Source organism: Agrobacterium sp. 22-223-1 (assembly GCF_053522385.1).
Genome location: NZ_JBNWCN010000008.1, coordinates 75,808 through 95,211, shown reverse-complemented (window position 1 = coordinate 95,211; position 19,404 = coordinate 75,808). Strand labels below are relative to the sequence as shown.

The window sequence follows — 19,404 nt, the reverse complement described above, 5'->3', positions numbered from 1 at the left end:
TTTCCAAAATCTGTGACGGCTTTCACAAAGCGGACACCGACTGCGCCGCTATAGGACGATGAGCGGGTTTGAATGCGCGCCCGGCGCACAGGCGCGGGCGGCTCTCCAGAAGGTCGTCATTTCAGGTCTCCGTCCATCAATCCCCGGCGTTCAGGCTCATCGCGACAGGCGGAACCGCACCCTCGATGGGCCTGTTTCTCCGGCTCCACACGCACAAGACGAAGCAGAATATCCACCTTGTCGATGACATATCCTTCCGGCGGTTGGGGCAGCATTCCGAGGCTGATCCGGCCGGCGGGAATATCGATGATCCGATCCTCCGCCTCGACATAGAAATGCTGGTGATTGGCGGTATCGGTGTCGAAATAGGTCCGCCCGCCCTCGATGCAGACCCTGCGAACGAAACCCGCCTCGGCAAACTGGTTGAGCGTATTATAGACCGTCGCCAGAGACAGCCGCGTTCCTGTCGCAATGGTCTCACGATGCAGATCGTCGGCCGTGAAATGTCTGTGCTCTTCCCGGAAAATAAGCCCGCCAAGCACGATTCGCTGACGGGTTGGACGCAGGCCGACCCGTTTCAGCGCTGCCCGCGTTCGCAGCATCGCTTCCTCGGTGCGGAAGCGTTTGCGGGTTTCATCAGGGACAAAAAGCATCTGGACATCCGATCGAAAGGGACAAATTGCGGGAAGAAACTGCGATCCCGGCCGGATCATCCGCCTCCGCCGTGCAGATAGACCCATTGGCAGCGACACATTCGACATCGATCATCTGAACTCGCCCGGGAAACCGAAATTGCAACTCATTCGCAACAGCAGAATATGGGAAATAAACCCAGCGTCAATCCTTATTGCAAATGATTCTTAACTGCAAAAGATGAAAGATGGCTTCCTGGACGACGAAACCTGCGCTGTCCCAGGATAGCGGAATGGCCTGTCGGCACATATCGGCCGCAACATCGCCGGCCTCAGATACCGGCAATTCGGGCATCGCCGCTTTCAGCGGATGCCACCCGCTTCGCCCCGCTTTTCCCGTGCAATGTACTTGCAATAACCGGTTCCTATCCCTGCGAAGGTCACCGCAGAAAGGAACTTCCATGTCCAACAGATCGTCCCTTGCAGTCCCGGCAGCAATCTTCCTTATCGCCGGCGCATCGATACTGCTCACGGCCTGCGCCTCGACTGTCATGAAAAGCTATATCGGCGCGCCCATCACCAGCGTGATGCTGGACTATGGGCCGCCGGACAATATCTACAGTCTGGGTCCCGGCCAGCAGGCCTATCAATGGCGGAAAAACAAGACGCAGGCTGTCGCCGGATCGTCGAGTGGCGAGATGCGGACAACACGGCGTGGCGAACGTTACGAAGTGTCCGAAACGCCGGCCTATATCGAGCGCATCGACTGCTTCTATACCTTCTACACCCGCAATTCCGGGAGCGAATGGTATGTTACGAGCTTCCGGCAACCTTCGCTCGAATGCGAATGACCGTTCCGGGTTTCAAATTTCAGCCCGGTTCCGCATGTGCCGCGCCCCGCCCTTTTTCACCGCCGCTTCCAGACCGAAAGCGGCGGCGTTCTTTTAAGAATTCTCCCTGGAATCTGTCATGGGAAGGGCCGATCAGAAGCGATAATTCAGGCCGGCCTTGATGACATGATCGCTGACATCGGTTTTCGATTTGCCGCTGGCGGTCGTCGTGGCCACATTTCCGGTGCTCACATAATTATATTCGAACTTCGCCGACAGGCCCCCGCCGAAACTCTGTTCGACGCCTGCGCCGACCAGATAGCCCTGTTTCCAGCCATCGGGACCTGTCACGCCGTTTCCGTCCTTGAACTTTGTCGTGGTCAGGCCGGCGGTGCCGTAAACCAGCGTCTGGTCGAGCGCCACGCCGGCCTTCATCTTGGCCGCGCCCCGGAAACGCTCCCGCAAACGACCGTTCGGCACACGCGCCTCGTTCCCGAGATAGGACCCTTCGAGTTCCGCACCGACCACGCCCGAACCGAACTGGAAGTTATACCCGGCCTGCACACCCCCCGTCAGGCCGCGGCCGCTGGCCAATGGGTTGAATTTCGGGGAGGCGACGCCACCATGCACACCCACATAGGCCCCACCCCAGGAGAAGGCCGGCGGACTGCCGTAATCGAAGGATTGCTGCGTATTGTAATTGGTGAGATCAGCGGAATAGGCGTTGCCCGCAACCGCGACGGCGATGGCCACGGCGACAAGCGATTTCTTGACGATCGACATAAATGACTCCAGACGAAACCGATGCGCCATCTTCTGGCGCAGCCAAGTTTCAGTTCGCGTTGAAGAACCGGAAGCCGGCTCCCGTTAGTCTGCTGCGCCGGCCGACATGACATGCGGATGCGTTCAGCAGATAAGGGGATTTTCCCCGCGAGAATTGCGCCTGCATTGCATGGAACGAATTTTATTAGAAATTATTTATTTATTTAAATAAGTTAGATCTATTTCCTTAACCGAATCGTAAGAAATTTCATTATCGCAGCGCCTTTCGAAACTATCGATCGAATTTCGAGCCGGACACAAAAGCCGGGATTGAGATCGACAAACAGAACACGGCCGCAATGAAGCTCCGCCGCCTTCTGGACCAGATTTAACCCAAGGCCAGCTCCGGGCGAGTTCGTGTTGATGCGGTGAAACGGCTCGAATACCTGCGCGCGCTCCGGGAGAGGTATGCCCGGCCCTTCATCGCAGACCTCGATGGCCCCCGCCGGATCGACCCGGATCGTAATTGCACCCTTGCCGCCGGCATGGTCTATCGCGTTGCGCACGAGATTGACGACCGCCATCTCGATAATCGACGTCTGCACCGTGAAGACGACTTCGCCCTCGCCGGGCTCGAAATCGAACTCGTAACCGGCATCCATCGCAATCGGGGCGAGATCGGTCGCGATGCGCTCGACAAGCTTGTTGAGATCGCGCGGCTCCGCCGGCAGTTTCACTGCACCCACCGCCTGCATCTCCAGTAGTTGATGCGCAACGCGGGTCAAGCGGTCGATATCGGCCCTGATCTGACGGCTCAGCGCGTCATCGGGCAAGAGGTCGGCTCTGGTGCGTACGATTGCGATCGGCGTCCGCAGCTCATGCGCCGCATCGGCGAGAAAGCGGTTGCGGCGATTATACCCGTCATCGAGCCTCGACAGCGCGACGTTGAAGGCATCCACCAGCGGGATGATTTCAAGGGGAACTTTCGAACGATCGATACGCTCGGAACGGTTCTCGAAATCGATGGACTGCGCCTGCTTCACGGTTTCCATCAGCCCGCTCAAAGAGCGACCGACCGCCCGCGGGGTCACGAGCAATGTCGCGATGCCCGTCAGGATCAGCATGGGCACGACGGCGATGAGAATGATGAAGCCCAGCGCCGGCAGCACGGTCAGCCAGCGGATGGCGCCCTCGGCATCCTTTTCCAGATCCAGCTGAACATTGATCCAGATACTCAGCCCGTCATTGGGAATTCCTTCCTCCGTCCCGGCAATGAACTGAAGCCGCCCGGCGGCTGTATCGCGGTTTTCAACGGTGGCGCGGAGCGTTCCGGCCGCCTCCAGACGCGCACGGTCAAAACTTCGGGGAAATACGGCCGACAGGGCGGGCGGTGGGACAGCGCCATATTGCAATACGATGTCATTGGCGTCGCGCACCACAAACCAGAGATTAGAATAGCGCCGTTTCAGCTCCGCCAGCTCCGGCGTCGCCGAAAGTTGCGGCCTGCCCTGTCCGTCCTTCGTCACGCTCTCCGCAACGATACGGGCAGCCTCTTCATTCGCACCTTCGAGCCGTGGATCGATGATCCATATCCAGCCGATGAGAAGGATGACGAAAAGGACGAGCAGGAACGCCTGCAATGCGAAAAGGCGCTTCATCAGCTCCCATCGCAGGGATCGATTACGCTCCTGTCTCATGTCTTCAACCGGATGAGATAACCGATATTCCGCACGGCCCTTATCTCCACGGTGGCGTCAGCCTGCGCCAGCTTCTTCCTGATCCGGGAAATATGCGCATCGAGAGCGTTGGATTCGATCTCGTCATCGAGCGTATAGACCGCCTCGATCAGGTTCGACCGCGTGACGATGCGGTTCGGACGCCGCATCAGCGCCTCCAGCACCAGATATTCCCGACGCCGCAACTCGATGATGGAGCCGGCAATGCTGACTTCATTGCTGCGCGGATCGATGCTCAGATTTCCGAAATGCGCATATTTGTCGGAAAGAGAAGGGCCGCGTCTGTGGAGAGCCCTGAGGCGGGCGAGCAGCTCCTCGATCGCAAAGGGCTTGGCAAGATAATCATCCGCTCCGGCATCGAGCCCGTCGACACGATGATCGACACTTCCAAGCGCCGTCAGAACAAGGATAGGCACGGAATGCCTGCTCCGGCGAAGCGAAGCCACCAGGTTCAGCCCCTCGCCATCGGGAAGACGGCGATCCAGAACCAGCACATCGTAGGACCCGTCCCGCGCAAGGGCGTCAGCATCGCTGATGGTGCTGACATGATCGGCAAGAACATCGCGCCGGCGCAGGGCTTCAAGAAGCGCGCGCGCCATTTCGGGTTCATCCTCAAGAAGCAAGATTCGCAATGACGTTCCCCAGAGATGGATTCTTGCCATCCCCACCACTGGTCGAAAAATGTTGCAGCTACATTGCAGGAGGGCGAGCAGACAAATCGTCTTCTACCACCTTACAGCACATAATCCGACGGCATTGCGTGCGTTTTTACGCTGACGTCACTCTGGAAATGTCACGGTTGCGCTGTTGCAGGCCTGTACCCGTGTCTCGCATAAAACCGGTCAAGCTCACGCCGCTGCGGCATCTCACCGGTATAGATGGCGATATAGTCCGGAATCCTCTGCATCCGCACCGCCACATCTTCCTCGGACTGCATGGAAATGTAGCCGATCTGCACCAGATAGGTGGTCCGGGCACGCACATCCGCCGTGTTTTCATTGTGGCCGAACCGCACGAACATGCGTGCAAGCGCCGCCATTCTCATCTCGTCGGCCTTGCGAACCTCCGCAAGAATCTCATCGGACTGAAGGGCCCAGCTTCGAACGGCGAATTCAAATCTGCTGTCGAAAAGCGCGGGATCCAGCCAGCAGTCGAAAACATTGAGCATGGCTTCGGCCAGCGTCTCGGCATAGGCCTCCGACTGCCGGACGATGCTTCCGGTATTTTTTTCCCGCCAGCGGGCGACAAGCGCGGCCAGCAATTCTTCCCGGTCCTTGAAGAACCAGTAGAAGCTCGTGCGCGACAGGTTTAGCTTTTTCGCCAATGGCAGGATTTTGACGGAATCCACGCCCGATTCCAGCAACGCCTGATAGGCGGCCTCAAGCCACCCTTCCTGCGATCCGCGCCAGCCGGTGTCGTTCAATGTCGCTTCCATGACGCGTTCGTAGCAAATCGGTCTCTTCGCGACAAGCGCGATGTACACTCATGTCAAAAGGAAAGACAATTGTGTTTTGTAAATTGACATAAGTGTACATTCCCGCTTAGCCTTGAGACAGAAACCCTTTTGGAGCAGGCTATGTCGAGCGATCCCCTTCTTCAGCCCTACCAGCTAAAACACCTCACCCTGCGCAACCGCATCATCGTCACCTCGCACGAACCCGCCTATCCCGAAGATGGCATGCCGAAGGGACGTTATCGCGCCTACACGGTGGAGCGGGCGAAGGGCGGCGTCGCCCTCACAATGACGGCCGGCTCCGCCGCTGTCTCCAGGGACAGCCCGCCCGTCTTCAACAACCTGCTCGCCTACAAGGATGAAATCGTCCCGTGGATCCGGGAAATGACCGACGCCGTGCATGAACAGGGTTCTGCGATCATGATCCAGCTCACGCATCTCGGCCGCCGCACCCGCTGGGACAAGGGCGACTGGCTGCCGATCCTTGCGCCATCCCATCACCGCGAAGCGGCGCATCGGGCTTTTCCGAAGAAGATCGAGGACTGGGATATCGAGCGTATCATCAAGGACTTCGCCGACGCCGCCGAACGTATGAAGGCAGGCGGAATGGACGGGGTGGAGCTGGAAGCCTATGGCCATCTCATCGACCAGTTCGTCTCGCCGCTGACCAACGAACTGGACGGCCCTTATGGCGGCCCGCTCGAAAACCGCATGCGCTTCTGTCTCGACGTCTTCAGGGCGATGCGCGAACGCGTGGGCGACGATTTCATCCTCGGCGTTCGCTATACCGCCGACGAATGTCTTGAGGGCGGCACCGGGAAGGCAGAGGGCATCGAAATCGCCAGACGCCTGAAGGACAGCGGCCTGATCGATTATCTCAATGTCATCAGGGGCCATATCGACACCGACCCGGGCCTGACCGACGTCATCCCCATTCAGGGCATGGCCAATGCGCCGCATCTCGATTTCGCCGGTGAAATCCGCGCCGCGACCAGCTTCCCGACATTCCACGCCGCCAAGATCCCCGATGTCGCTACCGCCCGCCACGCCATCGCCGCCGGCAAGGTGGACATGGTGGGCATGACCCGCGCCCACATGACCGATCCGCATATCGTGCGCAAGATAATGGAAAAACGCGAGGACGATATTCGCCCCTGCGTGGGCGCCAATTATTGTCTAGACCGCATCTATCAGGGCGGTCTCGCCTTCTGCATTCACAATGCGGCAACGGGCCGTGAAGAAACCATGCCGCACGAGATACCCAAAGCGGCGGAACGCCGGAAGGTGGTGATCGTCGGCGCTGGACCGGCCGGGCTCGAGGCCGCGCGCGTCTGTGCCGAACGCGGCCATGAGGTCGTCGTGTTCGAGGCCGCCAACAATCCCGGCGGCCAGATCCGGCTAACGGCGCAAAGCGAACGCCGCCGGGAGATGATCAGCATCATCGACTGGCGCATGAGCCAGTGCGAGAGGCTGGGCGTCACCTTTCATTTCAACAACTGGGCCGAAGCGGACACGGTTCTTTCGGAAACCCCTGACATCGTCATCATCGCCACCGGCGGATTGCCGCACACCGATGTGCTTTCGAAGGGCAACGATCTCGTCGTCTCGGCATGGGATATCATTTCAGGAGACGTCAAGCCGGGAACGAATGTGCTGGTTTTCGACGATGCCGGCGATCATGCAGGTCTGCAGGCCGCCGAATTCCTCGCAAAAGCCGGAGCGAAAGTGGAGATCATGACGCCTGACCGCGCTTTTGCCCCGGAAGTCATGGCGATGAACCTCGTTCCCTATATGCGCTCGCTGCAGAAACGCGACGTCACCTTCACCGTTACCTACCGGCTGGAAGCGGCGGAAAGAAACGGCAACCAGCTTGTCGCCCATGTCGGCAGCGATTATGGCGGCGTGACGAAATCGAGAACCGTCGACCAGATCGTCGTCAACCACGGCACCATCCCGCTGGATGACCTTTATTTCGAACTCAAAGCCGGTTCGAAGAATCTCGGGGAAATCTCCTACGAAGCCCTGCTTGCGGGAGCCGCCCAAGCGGTCGAGCGCAACCCGGAAGGCGCCTACCGGCTCTTCCGGATCGGCGATGCGGTCGCCGCGCGCAATACCCATGCGGCGATCTACGATGCGCTTCGTCTGGCAAAGGATATTTGAGACCCGCCTTCCCGACAGACGGAGGCAGACCAAAACTGCCTCTGTCGCGACAGGAATGCGGGATCGGCGGCGGCTTCAAGCCTGAATCAAGGCAATGCCCCGGTTCTTGAACCCCAGCGTCACATCGCTCGCCGCCGGCAGGCTGGTCTCCACGGCATGGTCGACAATGAAAAGGGTACCGATATCGGTTTCCACCTCATATTCAACGTGACCCCCGAGATAGGCGCTGTGCAGCACCCGGCCGGCAAGCCCCTGCCCGCCCGGTTGTCCGATGGAAATCGAGCCGGGGCGGACCGCAAGCTCTGCGGGACCCGGCCGGGCGTTGCGGGCCGCGACCCGATGATCGATCCCCCCGACGCGGATCAGCGCATCGGCGCCCTCAACGCCAATGACCTCGCAACCGACGACATTCGCCTCGCCCATGAAATCGGCGATGAAGGCGGAGGCCGGAGCTTCGTAGAGATCGCGTGGCGCACCAGACTGGGCGATTTCGCCATCCTTCATCACGATGATCCGGTCGGAAACGGCCAGCGCCTCATCCTGATCATGCGTCACGTAAACCGCCGTGAAACCCAGCCGCTGCTGCAATTCGCGGATTTCGGTGCGGACCCGGCGGCGAAGGCGGGCATCGAGGTTGGAAAGCGGCTCGTCCAGCAGCAGCACCTGCGGCTCAAGCACCAACGCGCGGGCGACCGCGACGCGCTGCTGCTGACCGCCGGAAAGTTCGGCAGGCAGGCGATGGCCCATGCCGGCAAGGCCGACGAGCTTCAGCCCCTCTTCCGCTTTCTCCCGCGCTTCCGCCTTGCGCAGCCCGGAGGACTGCAGGCCATAGGCGACATTGTCGACCGCCGTCATATGCGGGAAAAGCGCATAGGACTGGAAGACCATCGAGACGTCGCGCTCATTGGCCGGCAGCATGGTCACATCCTTGTCGCCGATGAGGATGCGGCCCGAGGTCGGATGCTCGAGGCCCGCCAGCATGCGCAGCGTCGTCGTCTTGCCGCAGCCGGAGGGACCGAGCAGGGTGACCAGCGTGCCGGGCTCGATGGTGAGCGACAGGTCGGGAATGGCGGTAAAGGCACCGAAGGTCTTGCGGACATTCTGAAAGGTGACGGAGCCGGGCTTTACGGAAATCATGCGGTTTTCTCCTGAGCGAGAGGAACGGAGGAAGCGGAGGGCAGGCCGGCGACGCGGTTTTCGCGCCGCAGGCGACGCTCGCCGACAATGAGCTGGAAGCCTGCGATGACGGTGATCATCACCACGATCAGCATGGAGGAATAGGCAATCGCCACCCCATATTCACCGTTCTCGACAAGGCCGACGATATAGGAGGTCGCCATGTTGTATTCGGCGCTGACGAGGAAGATGACGGCGCTGATGGAAGTGATGGCGCGCACGAAGGAATAGACCAGTGCGGCCGTGATCGCGGGCCTCAAGAGCGGCAGGATGACCTTGCGGATGGTGCGGAAACTATTGGCCCGCAGCGTCAGCGAGGCCTCGTCGAGGCTCTTGTCCAGCTGGCTCATCGCCGCAATGCCGCCGCGCACGCCGACCGGCATGTTGCGGAACACGAAGCAGGCGATCAGGATCAGCGCCGAGCCGGTCATTTCCACCGGCGGCAGGTTGAAGGCCATGATGTAGCTGACGCCGATGACCGTGCCGGGAATGGCAAAGCTCATCATCAGCGCGAATTCGAAGAGGTTTCGTCCGGCAAATTTCTGCCGCACGATGATATAGGCGGTCAAAAGACCGACGGCGGCGGTCAGCGGTGCCGAAACCAGTGCGATCTTCATGGTCGTCCAGAACGAGTTCCAGGCCACGCCGGTCCAGGCAATCGAGCCATTGGAGAAGCTGATGGAAAAAGCGCGGACGTAGTGGTCTAGGGTCAGGGAATTGTCGAGACCCCATGTCTTTACGAAACCGCCCACAAGGATCATGCCATAAACAACGATGGTGAAGACCATCCACGGCACCACGACGGCGTGAACGCCGATGGACAGGCCGCGCGGCAGCGCGATATGCGCGCCGCTGTCGCCCTTGCCCGTCACCGTCGCAAAATTCTTGCCCGCCAGCCAGAAGCGCTGCGCAAGAAAGGCCGAAAGCGTGAAGCACAGCAGGATAATCGCCAGAACCGCAGCGCGGGACGGATCGTTCTGCGAACCGACGACGGCAAAGAAGATTTCCGTCGACAGCACGCCATGGGTGCCGCCAAGCACCAGCGGATTGCCGAAATCCGCCATGCTCTCGATGAAGCCGATGAGGAAGGCATTGGCGAGACCGGGTTTCATCAGCGGCAGCGACACCCGCCAGAAGGTGCGCCAGCGGTCGGCGCGCAGCGTCTGCGAAGCCTCTTCCATAGACGGGCTGACACCTTCGACCACGCCGATCAGCACCAGAAACGAGATGGGCGTGAAGGACAGGACCTGCGCGATCCAGATGCCGGTCATGCCATAAAGCCAGCGGCCCGGCTCGATGCCGAAGAGATAGGAAAGCCACTCGGTGACAACACCGGCGCGGCCGAAAAGCAGCGTCAGGGCAAGGCCGATGACGAAAGGCGGCGTGATGATCGGCAGAACGGTGAGAAGCCGCAGGCCCTTCTTGAAGGGAAAGCGCGTGCGGGTGGCGATCAGCGCAAAGCCAAGACCGAGCACGGTCGAACCGAAAGCGGTCATCAGCGCCAGAAATAGCGTCCGCCAGGCAACGCCGCAACGCTCTTCGCCCATCACGCAGCCAAGGCTCCAGATGCCGGGATCCTGAATATTGCGGATGAAGCCATCGGCATTGAAGGAGCCATCGAAATCCTGAACGGAGGCGACCAGCATGCTGCCAATCGGATAGAAGACAAACACCGTGACGAGGAAAACCAGAACGGAAATGGCGCCGACGACGAAGGCGTCGCCTTTCATCACGCCGCGTTCGGCAAGACCGAAGGCGAAAAGCAGCACGAAGACGAACGAGATGACGACGGCACCGGCACCCATGGAGGGTTGGCCATCGGCAAGCACACCGAAGAGGTTTTCGCTCACCGTCCAGCTCCAGCCGGTAAAGCCGATGGCCAGCCCCTGCAAGGCGAGGAAAACAAGACCGGCAGCGCCGATGACGGCAAGCAGCCCGCCGCGCCGCATCGGATCACGGATGGACCGGACAAGGCATGCAGCGAGGAAGAAGAGGACAACGCCGACCAGCCATGGTTTTCCATAGGACAATATTTGCAGCACACCGGGCGCATTGCTGGCGGAAGAGAAAAATCCGGAAAGCCAGCGGAAGCTGAAAAAGCCGCCTTCGATGCGATACCAGGGAAGAAGAATGAGGGCAAAAGCCCCGAGCGCCAGGACGATGTCCAGCCTGCGATTGCCACGTGTCATGGCCGACCTCGCTTGTTTCATGCCGATGAAAGAGTGGCGGACACCCCGGCTTAAAAAGCCGGGATGCCTGTCGCCGGAGTTAAGATCAGCGGTTCAGATCAGTTCGCGACCGCACCGACCTCGCGGTCCCAGCGTTCCAGCAGCGCCTTGCGCTTGGCCGGGTCGCCATAGGTCTTGAAGTCATAGTCGATGAGCTTGATGTCTTCGAACTTCGGCGCTTCCTTCGGCACTTCCGCTGTCTTGTTGGAGGGCAGCTGGAAGGACTTGGCGTCCTTCATGCGCGACTGCACTTCCGGCTTCAGCGCCCAGTCGTACCAGGTCTTGGCATTGTCGAGGTTGCGCGCACCCTTGATGATCGACATGGAGCCGATCTCGTAACCCGTGCCTTCGCAGGGCGCGATGGACTTGACCGGGAAGCCTTCCGCCGTCTGCGCCACCGCATCATGCATGAAGACGATGCCGAGCGCGGTTTCACCGCGCGCCGCCGCCTTGACCGGTGCCGAGCCGGACTTGGTATATTGCGAAATATTGGCGTTGAGCTTCTTTAGATAATCAATCGCCTGATCCTCGCCCATGATCTGCGCCAGCGACGCGAGCGCCGTATAGGCGGTGCCGGACGAATTCGGATTGGCGATCTGAATTTCACCCTTCAGCTCCGGTGCCAGCAGATCGGCCCAGCACTTCGGCTCCTTGTAACCCTTGGACTTGAAGATTTCGGTGTTGTAGCCCCAGCCCAACGCGCCGGCATAAACGCCGACCGTCCTGTAACCGGTGCTTTCCGCCTGCTTCACGGCCCAGTCCTGCAACTGGTCCAGCATCGGCGACTTGTATTCGAGCGTCAGGTTCTCGGACGCCGCCTGCATGTGCGGATCACCGGTGCCGGCCCACCAGATGTCGGTCTTCGGGTTGCGGGCTTCCGCGCGCACCTTGGCATAGGTCTCGCCCGAAGACAGGCGCACCATGTTGACCTTGATGTCGTGTGACTTTTCAAAGTCGCCCTTCATCTGTTCGCAGATGACGACATCGGCCGAGCAGATCAGGTTGAGTTCGCCCGCCGCCTGCGCGGAAACGGCGCTTAGTGCCGTGCCGGCAAAAAGCAGGGTGGAAAGCATCGTCAGTCGCATGGTTATCCTCCTGTAGCTTGCGTCTGAATTCTTGGGCCGCGCGCAGACATGGCGCTGCCGGTCGCGGCGCCTTGCGGCACGCGCGCTGTCTTTTTGGGGTGTTGGTTTTGGCCCTACTGGGTCTGGGTCGGGTGGATTTCGCTGTCGAAGCGGCTCAATAACCGACTTCGCTCTTCCGGCTGTCCGAAGGTGGCGAAGTCGTAGTCCACCATCTTGATCATCGATATATCAGGTGCGGTCAGCGGCAATGTCGCCCGGGCGTTGGAAGGCACCTGGTTCTGGCCGGCAGCAGCCCCGGTCGCCTGCCCTTCCGGGCTCAGCGCAAATTCCACGAAATCCTGCGCAAGCGCCGCGTTGCGATTGCCCTTGACGATGCTGACAGCCCCGATTTCATAACCGGTGCCCTCGCACGGCGCGACGATCACCAGCGGAAAACCTTCGATCTTCTGGGTCACGGCATCGTGCATGAAGGAAATCCCGATCAAGATCTCGCCCCGCGCCGCCGCCTTGACCGGCGCTGCACCAACCTTGGTATAGCTCACGACGTTCTGGTTGAGCTTTGCCATGAAACCAAAAGCCTCCTCCTCGCCAAACAGCTGGACGAGAGTGGCCAGCATGGTGAAAGCCGTACCGGAGTAGTTCGGATTGCCAGTCAGGATATGGCCGCGATAAACATCCTTCGCCAAGTCCTTCCAGCAGGTCGGCGCCGGCAGATTGTTCTTCGCAAGCAGTTCCGAATTATAGGCAAAACCCAGCGCGCCGGCATAGATTCCGGCAGACCGAGACCCAGACATCACGGAGAAATTCTGCGCCCAGGGCAACAAATCTTGCTGATGGACGGGTCGGTATTCATCCAGCAACCCTTCCGAACCCGCCTGCAAATGGGTGTCGCCGGTACCACCCCACCAGACATCAACCGTGGGATGGGATCGTTCGGCACGGATCTGATCGAGGATTTCGCCGGTGCTCTTCCGCACCATTGATATCTCGAGACCGATCTTGGCTTCGAAAGCCCGCTTCATGGTCAAACACCAGGCCTCGTCGACGCCGCACAGGACGTTCAACTTCGGCTCGGCCATGCCATGCCCTGCGCCGCACAGCCATAGGACCATGCTCGCCGCAAGTGCGGTCAATGCTTTCAATTAAGCCTCCCTGCCTGGAACCTCCCCGTTCCAGTCTCCACCAACAGCATGTCACATCCAGCCCGCACCGCAATCGAAGAATGGTTACCAATCTTTCACCGCACCGCCGAACAAGATTACAGTTATTACAATTATGACAGGGGAGATAACCAGCGAACCTTTGAAGATCGCCGCCGCCATGCCTATGATGATGGCGGGAGGAATATGCAGTGCTTAATCAGAAGGTTCGCATTCTGATCGTCGAGGACGATCCGGATATGGCCGAGCTCATCTCGGACCTCATCGAGGCGGAGGGCTGGCTGCCCACCTGCGCGCGCTCCGCCGAGGAGGCGGATGAGATATTGGCAAAGGACAGGATGGAGCTCGTCCTCGTCGACCACAATCTGCCCGGCACATCCGGGCGCACCTTTGCCCAGCGGCTGCGCAGCCAGATCGACATCGGTATCGTCATGGTCACCGCCGCCGGCAGTGCTGCCGACCGGGTACTCGGTCTGGAAACGGCCGCCGATGATTATGTGGTCAAACCCTTCGAACCGATTGAACTCACGGCGCGGATCAAGGCCGTCCTGCGGCGAACAATCCCGTCGCTGAAACAGGACAAGGACAGCGAGCGTGACCACGGCCGCACAGCGCTGCGCCTCGGCGACTGGGCGATCGATCTCGATGCGCGCCGCGCCGTCTGCCTCGCCGACCGCAGCCGCACGCTCACCAGTGCCGAATTCGCACTTCTGGAAATTCTCGCAGAAACACCCAACCAGCCCGTCAGCCGCTCCCAGATTCTCGACAGGCTGGGTTCGGAAAGCGACCGTTATATCGACAGAAATGTCGACGTGCTGGTGCTGCGGCTCAGGCGCAAGATCGAGCGTAACCCGGATCTTCCACGTCACATCAAGACGCGACGCGGCAAGGGTTATGTCCTGCATACCGATGAGGGCGAGCTTTCCCCGTGATCAGCCGCTCCTTCCTTTCCTCCATCGCCTTTCGCCTGCCCTTTGCGATCGTCTTTACCTGCATCCTCGTCTTCAGCCTTTCCGCCATCGCCATTTACGGCCTGCAGCGCGCCCGCGATGAAATGGCAGCCTACGGCTTGCAGGCCTTTTCCAGTCTCGCCAAGGCCTCACTGGTCTCGCGGCAGGTCTCCGATCTCGTCTCCAGCGCCCCGTTTCTGATGAATGCCGCCTCGCCCTATCGCGTTTCCAGCGAAAGCCGCTCCGTGGTCCAGCAGGTCGACCTGCTGTTGCAGATGACGGGTCCAGACAGCGGCGAACGGGCCGCACGCGGTTTTGCGAGCGAGCGTATCGTTGAACTGCTCCAGCTTATCAGGGCGCAGACACTGGACCTCGCAAAGGATGCCGACGCGGCGCAGGGGCACAAGGCGGAAGCGGCAGCAGCGCTCGGCGAAATCGCCACCGGTCAGGGCATCCTCGATCCGGAACTGCGTCGAAGAATGAACGGCATCGTGCAGGCCGCATCCGCATCCGACAGCCTTTTCCAGCTTGGCGAACTGCGCCGCCGCTACGTGGCGGAAACAACGGCGCGCCAGCAGGGTTATCCGGGCGAGCGCCTGCCTGTCGCCGAACTGCGGCCCTATGAGAGGGTATTCGAGGCCCAGAGCCGTTACCTTCTGGAAATGTTCGCGATCCGCGCCTCTGTCTCCCGGCTTCACACCGTCTCGCGCGATCTTTCCCATGTGACCGAAACCCAGGGCGACGCGGTTGCGCGAAGCCTGAACGAAGACCTGATCTCGACCTCCGATGCTCTCAACCGGCTGCTGATCATTGTCGCCGTGGCCTCCCTTCTGGTTCTCATCGTGGCAATCTTCTCGATCCGCTCAGTGATGCGTGTCTCGCGCGGGATCGTGACGCTCTCCAACGGCATGAATGCCCTCGCCAAGGGGGAAAAGGACGTCGGGCCGCCCTCCTATACGGGTCCCGAGACGGAGTTGATCCGGCTGCTCGATGCATTCCGCGCCTTCCACGACAGCGTCGATCGCGTCTCGCGCCTCAGGCGCACGGCGGAAGCGGCGGCCCGCACCATCCGCTCGACCTTCCGCAACATGAATGAGGGAATAGCGCTGTTCGATCCGGCTGGCCGGCCGATCACCATGAACCGCCGCATCATCGAACTCGTCGGACGCTCCGGCTCGTCGCGAAAACTGCCGCTTCGCCGGTTTGTCGAACCTATCCCGGAAATCGACCCGGCTCTACTGCCCTTCGATACAGAGCCGGGGGAATTGCTCGACCGCGCAGTCGTGCGCCATCGCACTGACGATCAGCGGGTGATCGAAGTCTCGATGTCACGCCAGCCGGATGGCGGCATCGTGCTGCTCGCCCGCGATGTGACCGCTCTCGACCGTCAGGAAGCGGAAGCCGTGAAGGCCCAACGGCTTGATGGCATTATGCGCATGACCCACCAGCTCAGCCATGAAGTGGGCAACATGATCGGCATCATCACCGGCAGCCTCGGCCTTCTGGAACGGGAAGCCGGTTTCAACGATCGCCAGAAGCGGCACATCGCCCGTATCCGCAAGGCGGCAGACCGCGGCCGGTCTCTGGCCACCAGCATGCTCACCATCGGCAGCCAGCAGCCGATCCACCCAAGCGTCATCAATGTCGCAAGCCTGCTGCGGGGCATGGCCGATATTCTGGAAATCGCCGTCGGCCCCAAATGCCGGATCGCGCTTGATACCGATGACAATCTTCCCTCGATACCGCTGGACCCTGCCCTCTTTGAGCAATCCATTCTCAATCTATGCCTCAATGCCGCAGCCGCCATGCCCGATGGCGGCCTGATTTCGATCGAGGCCGCCTCTGGAAAAGATACGCTGGTGATCGCCGTCACCGACGAGGGCATCGGCATGACGTCGGAGGCCGTGGACAAGGCCTTCGAGCCCTATTTCACCACGCGGGGCGACCATGGCGGTGCAGGTCTCGGCCTCGCCATGGTCTACGGTTTCGTGCGCCAGAGCGGCGGCGAAGCGCATATCAGTTCCAGACCCGGCGAAGGCGCGAGGGTGGAACTGACATTCCCGGCAAATGCCGGTCACACCTAGCGGGCGAGCTGTGCGGATTCGATCGAATCCGCCAGTATCTCCAGCCCAAGGTCGATTTCCGAATCCGATACCGTCAGCGCCGGCGCAATGCGGAAGACGCCGCCCATGCCGGGCAGCTTGACGATATTCATGCTGAGGCCACGCAACATCGCCTCCTGCATGATGCGCGCACCGAGTTCGAAACCCGGGGCTTTCGTATGCCGGTCGGCGACGACTTCAAGTCCGAGCAAAAGCCCGCGCCCGCGCACGTCTCCAACGCATTCGAACCGCTGCTGCAGCGAGAGCAGCCCCTCCTTCAAACGGTTCCCGCGGGCAATCGCCTGTTCCACCAGACCATCTCGCGCCACCACATCGAGAACCGTCACGCCGACAGCGGCCGGCAGCGGATCGGAAACATGAGTCGTATAGAAGAGGAAACCCCTCTCGAAGGCTTTTTGTTCGACCTCTGCGCTCGTCATCACCGCCGCAAGCGGCAGGCCGGCGCCGAGCGTCTTCGACAACGTCATGATATCGGGCGTCACACCATCGCGCTGGAAAGCGAACATATGCCCGGTCCGGCCAACACCGGTCTGGGCTTCATCGAGAATGAGCAGCATGCCGCGCTCCTCGCACTTTTTCTTTAGCGCAGCGAGATAACCGGCCGGCAGTTCAAGGATACCGCCGCTCGACAGGATCGGTTCGGCAATGAAGGCGGCAAGATTGCCGGTCGACTGGCGATCGATCAGTTCGAAGGCATCGTCGAGCTCCGCCTGCCAGTCATTCGATCCATCGGGGTTCTTGAAGCGCGGACGATAGGCATTCGGCGCGGGAATAACGAGTGAGCCGGCCGTGGCCGGGCCATAACCCCTGCGGCCGGCGCTATAGGTAGCGGAGGCCGCAGCGCCGGTCATGCCGTGCCAGCTCTGCGCAAAAGCGACGATCTCATGCCCGCCGGTGACGAGCTTCGCCATGCGGATCGCCGCCTCGTTGGATTCGGCCCCGGTGGTCAACAGTTGCACGCGATCGAGACCCGGCGCGAGCGCCGCCAGCCGCGCCGCCAAGTCGACGACCGGGCGCGACAACATGCCGGAAAAGAGATGTGCGACCGATGCCATCTGCCGGTTGACGGTGGTGACGATATCCGGATGGGTATGCCCGAGCAAAGCGCTCATCTGGCCGGAGGTGAAATCGAGAATGGCGCGCCCATCCGCATCATAGACGAAACTTCCCTCAGCACGTTCGACGATGATCTCCTCGAAGGCCGGTCCGTAGCGGGTCAGATGTTTATTGGCGGCCTCCCAGAAAGCCGGTTCGTCATTGAGCGAGGCGAAGTTCTTCGCAAGCTTGTCCATGGCACATTCCCCAAGAGTTTATCTTGCCGAAACATAACAACCCATTGCCACTTCAGTCCAATTGATAGTATTTTACTCCGATATCGATAATTTTGATATCGCCATGCTCGACCTTACCCTGCTGAAGAACTTTATCATTGTCGCTCGCACTGGCTCCATCAGCGTCGCCGCCGCGCAGATCGGGCGCACCCAATCCGCGCTCAGCACCCAGATGCAGCGGCTGGAAGAGCTGGTCGGCCATACTCTGCTGCAGCGAACGGGTTCGGGAGTGCGCGTAACCGCGGCGGGCGAGAGACTGCTTGCCCATGCCAGCGCCCTGCTTGCCCGGCATGATGAAATCCTTGCCGATATGGGCGAGGCGACGCTGCAGGGAACCGTGAGCCTTGGTTGCCCTGAAGATTATTCCATCGCCTTCCTGCCGGAACTGCTGAGAGGCTTCTTCGGCACCTACCCGAAAGTCGATCTGCGCATGGTCTGCGCGCCCACGACGGAATTGCGTCCGCTGCTGCAGCGCCGCCAGATCGACATGGCGCTGGTTTCGCAATCCGATCCGGATCACCGCGACGTGCTCCGCAGGGAAAGCTTCGTCTGGGTGGCGGACAGGCCGGAGCCGGATCTCCTCGCCAAGGATGTGCTGCCGCTCGCACTCTCCGCGCCCGTGACGCTGGATCACCGCGCGGCATGCGACGCCATGGAAGCCGCCAATCGCCGCTACCGCGTCGCCTTTGCCAGCAACAGCCTTTCCGGCCTCATCGCAATCGCGCGCTCCGGGCACGCCATCAGCGTGCTGACAAGGACAGCCGTGCCAGCTGACCTTCATATCGTCAAAAGCGGGCTACCACCCCTGCCGACGATCGGCATTGCCATCGAGTTTGCCGATACGCAGACATCTTCGGCAGCAAGGGCGCTGGGCAATCACATCCGCACCGTTCTTCCCGGTCTCAGCCTCTAGCGTTAGGTTAATCCGGGCTTCGAAGCGACGGGCTGCCGTGGCTAACAGCGGCACGGGTCTCGAGATATTCACGACTTCCGTTTCAATCACGCAGGATACAATCGTCTGGAACCTCGCCAGGCTATCAAGCGGCTCCACGCTATCCTTGTACAACGATCCGGGCACCGGGCTTTACCCGGTTGTAGAGGTCGATGATATCCTGATTCAAAAGGCGAATGCAGCCGGCCGATACAGCCTTGCCGATTGAGCCTGGATCATTCGTGCCGTGAACGCGATAATATGTGTCTCTGCCATCCTTATGCATATACAGCGCTCGGGCACCCATCGGGTTCGACGGGCCGCCATCGACTCCATCCTTGTTCGGGCCGTAATGCGCGGGGTTCCTTGCGACCATCTCAGGTGTTGGGATCCACCGGGGCCAGGCTGCTTTTCGCGCAATAGTCGCGTCGCCACCATCGAAGGCCCGCGCAACAGGGCCGACACCAACGGCATATCGGATCGCCTTATTGCCGGGTTGAATCAGATAAAGGAAACGTGCTCGCTGATCGACGATGATCGTACCGGGCTTTTCGTCCGTGGCATAGCTTACGACCTGCCGCACGAACTCGGGATTCATTTTTCCGGTATTAACGCCGGCAATATGAAAACCGGCATCGGTCTTTTCGCCATACATAAGCATCGGGTCGGTTCCGATTGGGGCTGCCTCCCGATCTTCGACGCGCTCATTGGAAGGGCGCGGCGCAGCGCCAGGAATACGGTCGGCATTGCTTGCGCAAGCGGTGAGGAAGATTGTCAACGCGACGGCCAACGGCCTGCGAGGAGAAACAATTAGACGAATCATGAGAGCCTGCTGGAATTGGTTGGA

General features: G+C 60.5%; 16 protein-coding genes. 5 read left to right on the top strand and 11 right to left on the bottom strand.

Annotated elements, in window-relative coordinates; all coding sequences use genetic code 11:
* Positions 1-116: 116 nt before the first annotated feature.
* Positions 117-653 (bottom strand): iron response transcriptional regulator IrrA, encoded by a 537-nt coding sequence (gene irrA, locus ACQZ60_RS24465; RefSeq protein WP_448736313.1) that lies wholly within the window; start codon positions 651-653, stop codon positions 117-119.
* Positions 654-1,093: 440 nt separating this feature from the next.
* Between irrA and ACQZ60_RS24460 the strand changes: the two genes are divergently transcribed.
* Complete coding sequence (locus ACQZ60_RS24460; protein WP_059755155.1) at positions 1,094-1,483, top strand: hypothetical protein; 390 nt, start codon at positions 1,094-1,096, stop codon at positions 1,481-1,483.
* A 132-nt stretch (positions 1,484-1,615) separates the two neighbouring features.
* Here the strand turns inward: ACQZ60_RS24460 and ACQZ60_RS24455 are convergent, their stop codons facing one another.
* The 4 genes from ACQZ60_RS24455 to ACQZ60_RS24440 all read right to left on the bottom strand — a co-directional run bounded on the left by ACQZ60_RS24455 (position 1,616) and on the right by ACQZ60_RS24440 (position 5,395).
* A complete protein-coding gene (locus ACQZ60_RS24455; RefSeq protein ID WP_448736312.1) occupies positions 1,616-2,245 on the bottom strand; it encodes an outer membrane protein in 630 nt (209 codons plus the stop codon).
* Between the two features lie 218 nt (positions 2,246-2,463).
* The gene (locus ACQZ60_RS24450; protein WP_448736311.1) at positions 2,464-3,882 is read right to left on the bottom strand and encodes a sensor histidine kinase; all 1,419 of its coding nucleotides are present in this window, start codon (positions 3,880-3,882) and stop codon (positions 2,464-2,466) included.
* Positions 3,883-3,917: 35 nt separating this feature from the next.
* Positions 3,918-4,592 carry a response regulator transcription factor gene (locus ACQZ60_RS24445; protein ID WP_059755161.1) on the bottom strand — a complete coding sequence of 225 codons (675 nt, stop codon included), beginning with the start codon at positions 4,590-4,592 and terminating at the stop codon, positions 3,918-3,920.
* 161 nt (positions 4,593-4,753) lie between these two features.
* The gene (locus tag ACQZ60_RS24440; RefSeq protein ID WP_304981710.1) at positions 4,754-5,395 is read right to left on the bottom strand and encodes a TetR/AcrR family transcriptional regulator; all 642 of its coding nucleotides are present in this window, start codon (positions 5,393-5,395) and stop codon (positions 4,754-4,756) included.
* A gap of 141 nt (positions 5,396-5,536) precedes the next feature.
* Between ACQZ60_RS24440 and ACQZ60_RS24435 the strand changes: the two genes are divergently transcribed.
* The gene (locus ACQZ60_RS24435) at positions 5,537-7,573 is read left to right on the top strand and encodes an oxidoreductase (RefSeq protein ID WP_448736310.1); all 2,037 of its coding nucleotides are present in this window, start codon (positions 5,537-5,539) and stop codon (positions 7,571-7,573) included.
* Positions 7,574-7,648: 75 nt separating this feature from the next.
* On the opposite strand, the gene ACQZ60_RS24430 is transcribed toward ACQZ60_RS24435, so the two are convergent.
* The 4 genes from ACQZ60_RS24430 to ACQZ60_RS24415 form a co-directional block, all read right to left on the bottom strand.
* Entirely contained in the window at positions 7,649-8,710 is a 1,062-nt protein-coding gene (locus ACQZ60_RS24430) for an ABC transporter ATP-binding protein (protein WP_080850863.1), read from the bottom strand.
* Positions 8,707-10,938: an ABC transporter permease gene (locus tag ACQZ60_RS24425; RefSeq protein WP_448736309.1), complete on the bottom strand. Its 2,232-nt coding sequence runs from the start codon at positions 10,936-10,938 to the stop codon at positions 8,707-8,709. The genes ACQZ60_RS24430 and ACQZ60_RS24425 overlap by 4 nt, the downstream gene beginning before the upstream one ends.
* A 98-nt stretch (positions 10,939-11,036) precedes the next feature.
* On the bottom strand, positions 11,037-12,062 hold the full coding sequence (locus tag ACQZ60_RS24420) for an ABC transporter substrate-binding protein (RefSeq protein WP_020810126.1): 1,026 nt from the start codon (positions 12,060-12,062) through the stop codon (positions 11,037-11,039).
* Between the two features lie 113 nt (positions 12,063-12,175).
* Complete coding sequence (locus tag ACQZ60_RS24415) at positions 12,176-13,174, bottom strand: ABC transporter substrate-binding protein (RefSeq protein ID WP_035264306.1); 999 nt, start codon at positions 13,172-13,174, stop codon at positions 12,176-12,178.
* A 239-nt stretch (positions 13,175-13,413) separates the two neighbouring features.
* Here ACQZ60_RS24415 and ACQZ60_RS24410 point away from each other — a divergent pair, with 239 nt between their 5' ends.
* Positions 13,414-14,154 (top strand): response regulator transcription factor, encoded by a 741-nt coding sequence (locus tag ACQZ60_RS24410; RefSeq protein WP_003503937.1) that lies wholly within the window; start codon positions 13,414-13,416, stop codon positions 14,152-14,154.
* Complete coding sequence (locus tag ACQZ60_RS24405) at positions 14,151-16,256, top strand: sensor histidine kinase (protein WP_448736308.1); 2,106 nt, start codon at positions 14,151-14,153, stop codon at positions 16,254-16,256. The genes ACQZ60_RS24410 and ACQZ60_RS24405 overlap by 4 nt, the downstream gene beginning before the upstream one ends.
* On the opposite strand, the gene ACQZ60_RS24400 is transcribed toward ACQZ60_RS24405, so the two are convergent.
* Positions 16,253-17,587 (bottom strand): aspartate aminotransferase family protein, encoded by a 1,335-nt coding sequence (locus ACQZ60_RS24400; RefSeq protein WP_035264300.1) that lies wholly within the window; start codon positions 17,585-17,587, stop codon positions 16,253-16,255. The two genes, ACQZ60_RS24405 and ACQZ60_RS24400, sit on opposite strands and share 4 nt — an antisense overlap.
* Positions 17,588-17,690: 103 nt before the next feature.
* On the opposite strand from ACQZ60_RS24400, the gene ACQZ60_RS24395 reads away from it, so the two are divergent.
* Entirely contained in the window at positions 17,691-18,539 is an 849-nt protein-coding gene (locus tag ACQZ60_RS24395) for a LysR family transcriptional regulator (RefSeq protein WP_035264323.1), read from the top strand.
* 139 nt (positions 18,540-18,678) lie between these two features.
* Here ACQZ60_RS24395 and ACQZ60_RS24390 read toward each other — a convergent pair whose 3' ends face one another.
* Positions 18,679-19,380, bottom strand: coding sequence for a L,D-transpeptidase (locus ACQZ60_RS24390; protein ID WP_245285056.1), 702 nt, complete (start codon positions 19,378-19,380; stop codon positions 18,679-18,681).
* Between the last annotated feature and the right edge of the window lie 24 nt (positions 19,381-19,404).

Bases quoted from the DNA above. Each gene is read 5' to 3' on its own strand.
- ACQZ60_RS24425 (WP_448736309.1), bottom strand. From the start codon at position 10,938: ATGACACGTGGCAATCGCAGGCTGGACATCGTCCTGGCGCTCGGGGCT.
- ACQZ60_RS24450 (WP_448736311.1), bottom strand. From the start codon at position 3,882: ATGAAGCGCCTTTTCGCATTGCAGGCGTTCCTGCTCGTCCTTTTCGTC.
- ACQZ60_RS24440 (WP_304981710.1), bottom strand. From the start codon at position 5,395: ATGGAAGCGACATTGAACGACACCGGCTGGCGCGGATCGCAGGAAGGG.
- ACQZ60_RS24430 (WP_080850863.1), bottom strand. From the start codon at position 8,710: ATGATTTCCGTAAAGCCCGGCTCCGTCACCTTTCAGAATGTCCGCAAG.
- ACQZ60_RS24435 (WP_448736310.1), top strand. From the start codon at position 5,537: ATGTCGAGCGATCCCCTTCTTCAGCCCTACCAGCTAAAACACCTCACC.
- irrA (WP_448736313.1), bottom strand. From the start codon at position 653: ATGCTTTTTGTCCCTGATGAAACCCGCAAACGCTTCCGCACCGAGGAA.
- ACQZ60_RS24400 (WP_035264300.1), bottom strand. From the start codon at position 17,587: ATGGACAAGCTTGCGAAGAACTTCGCCTCGCTCAATGACGAACCGGCT.
- ACQZ60_RS24390 (WP_245285056.1), bottom strand. From the start codon at position 19,380: ATGATTCGTCTAATTGTTTCTCCTCGCAGGCCGTTGGCCGTCGCGTTG.
- ACQZ60_RS24415 (WP_035264306.1), bottom strand. From the start codon at position 13,174: ATGGTCCTATGGCTGTGCGGCGCAGGGCATGGCATGGCCGAGCCGAAG.
- ACQZ60_RS24455 (WP_448736312.1), bottom strand. From the start codon at position 2,245: ATGTCGATCGTCAAGAAATCGCTTGTCGCCGTGGCCATCGCCGTCGCG.
- ACQZ60_RS24420 (WP_020810126.1), bottom strand. From the start codon at position 12,062: ATGCGACTGACGATGCTTTCCACCCTGCTTTTTGCCGGCACGGCACTA.
- ACQZ60_RS24460 (WP_059755155.1), top strand. From the start codon at position 1,094: ATGTCCAACAGATCGTCCCTTGCAGTCCCGGCAGCAATCTTCCTTATC.
- ACQZ60_RS24395 (WP_035264323.1), top strand. From the start codon at position 17,691: ATGCTCGACCTTACCCTGCTGAAGAACTTTATCATTGTCGCTCGCACT.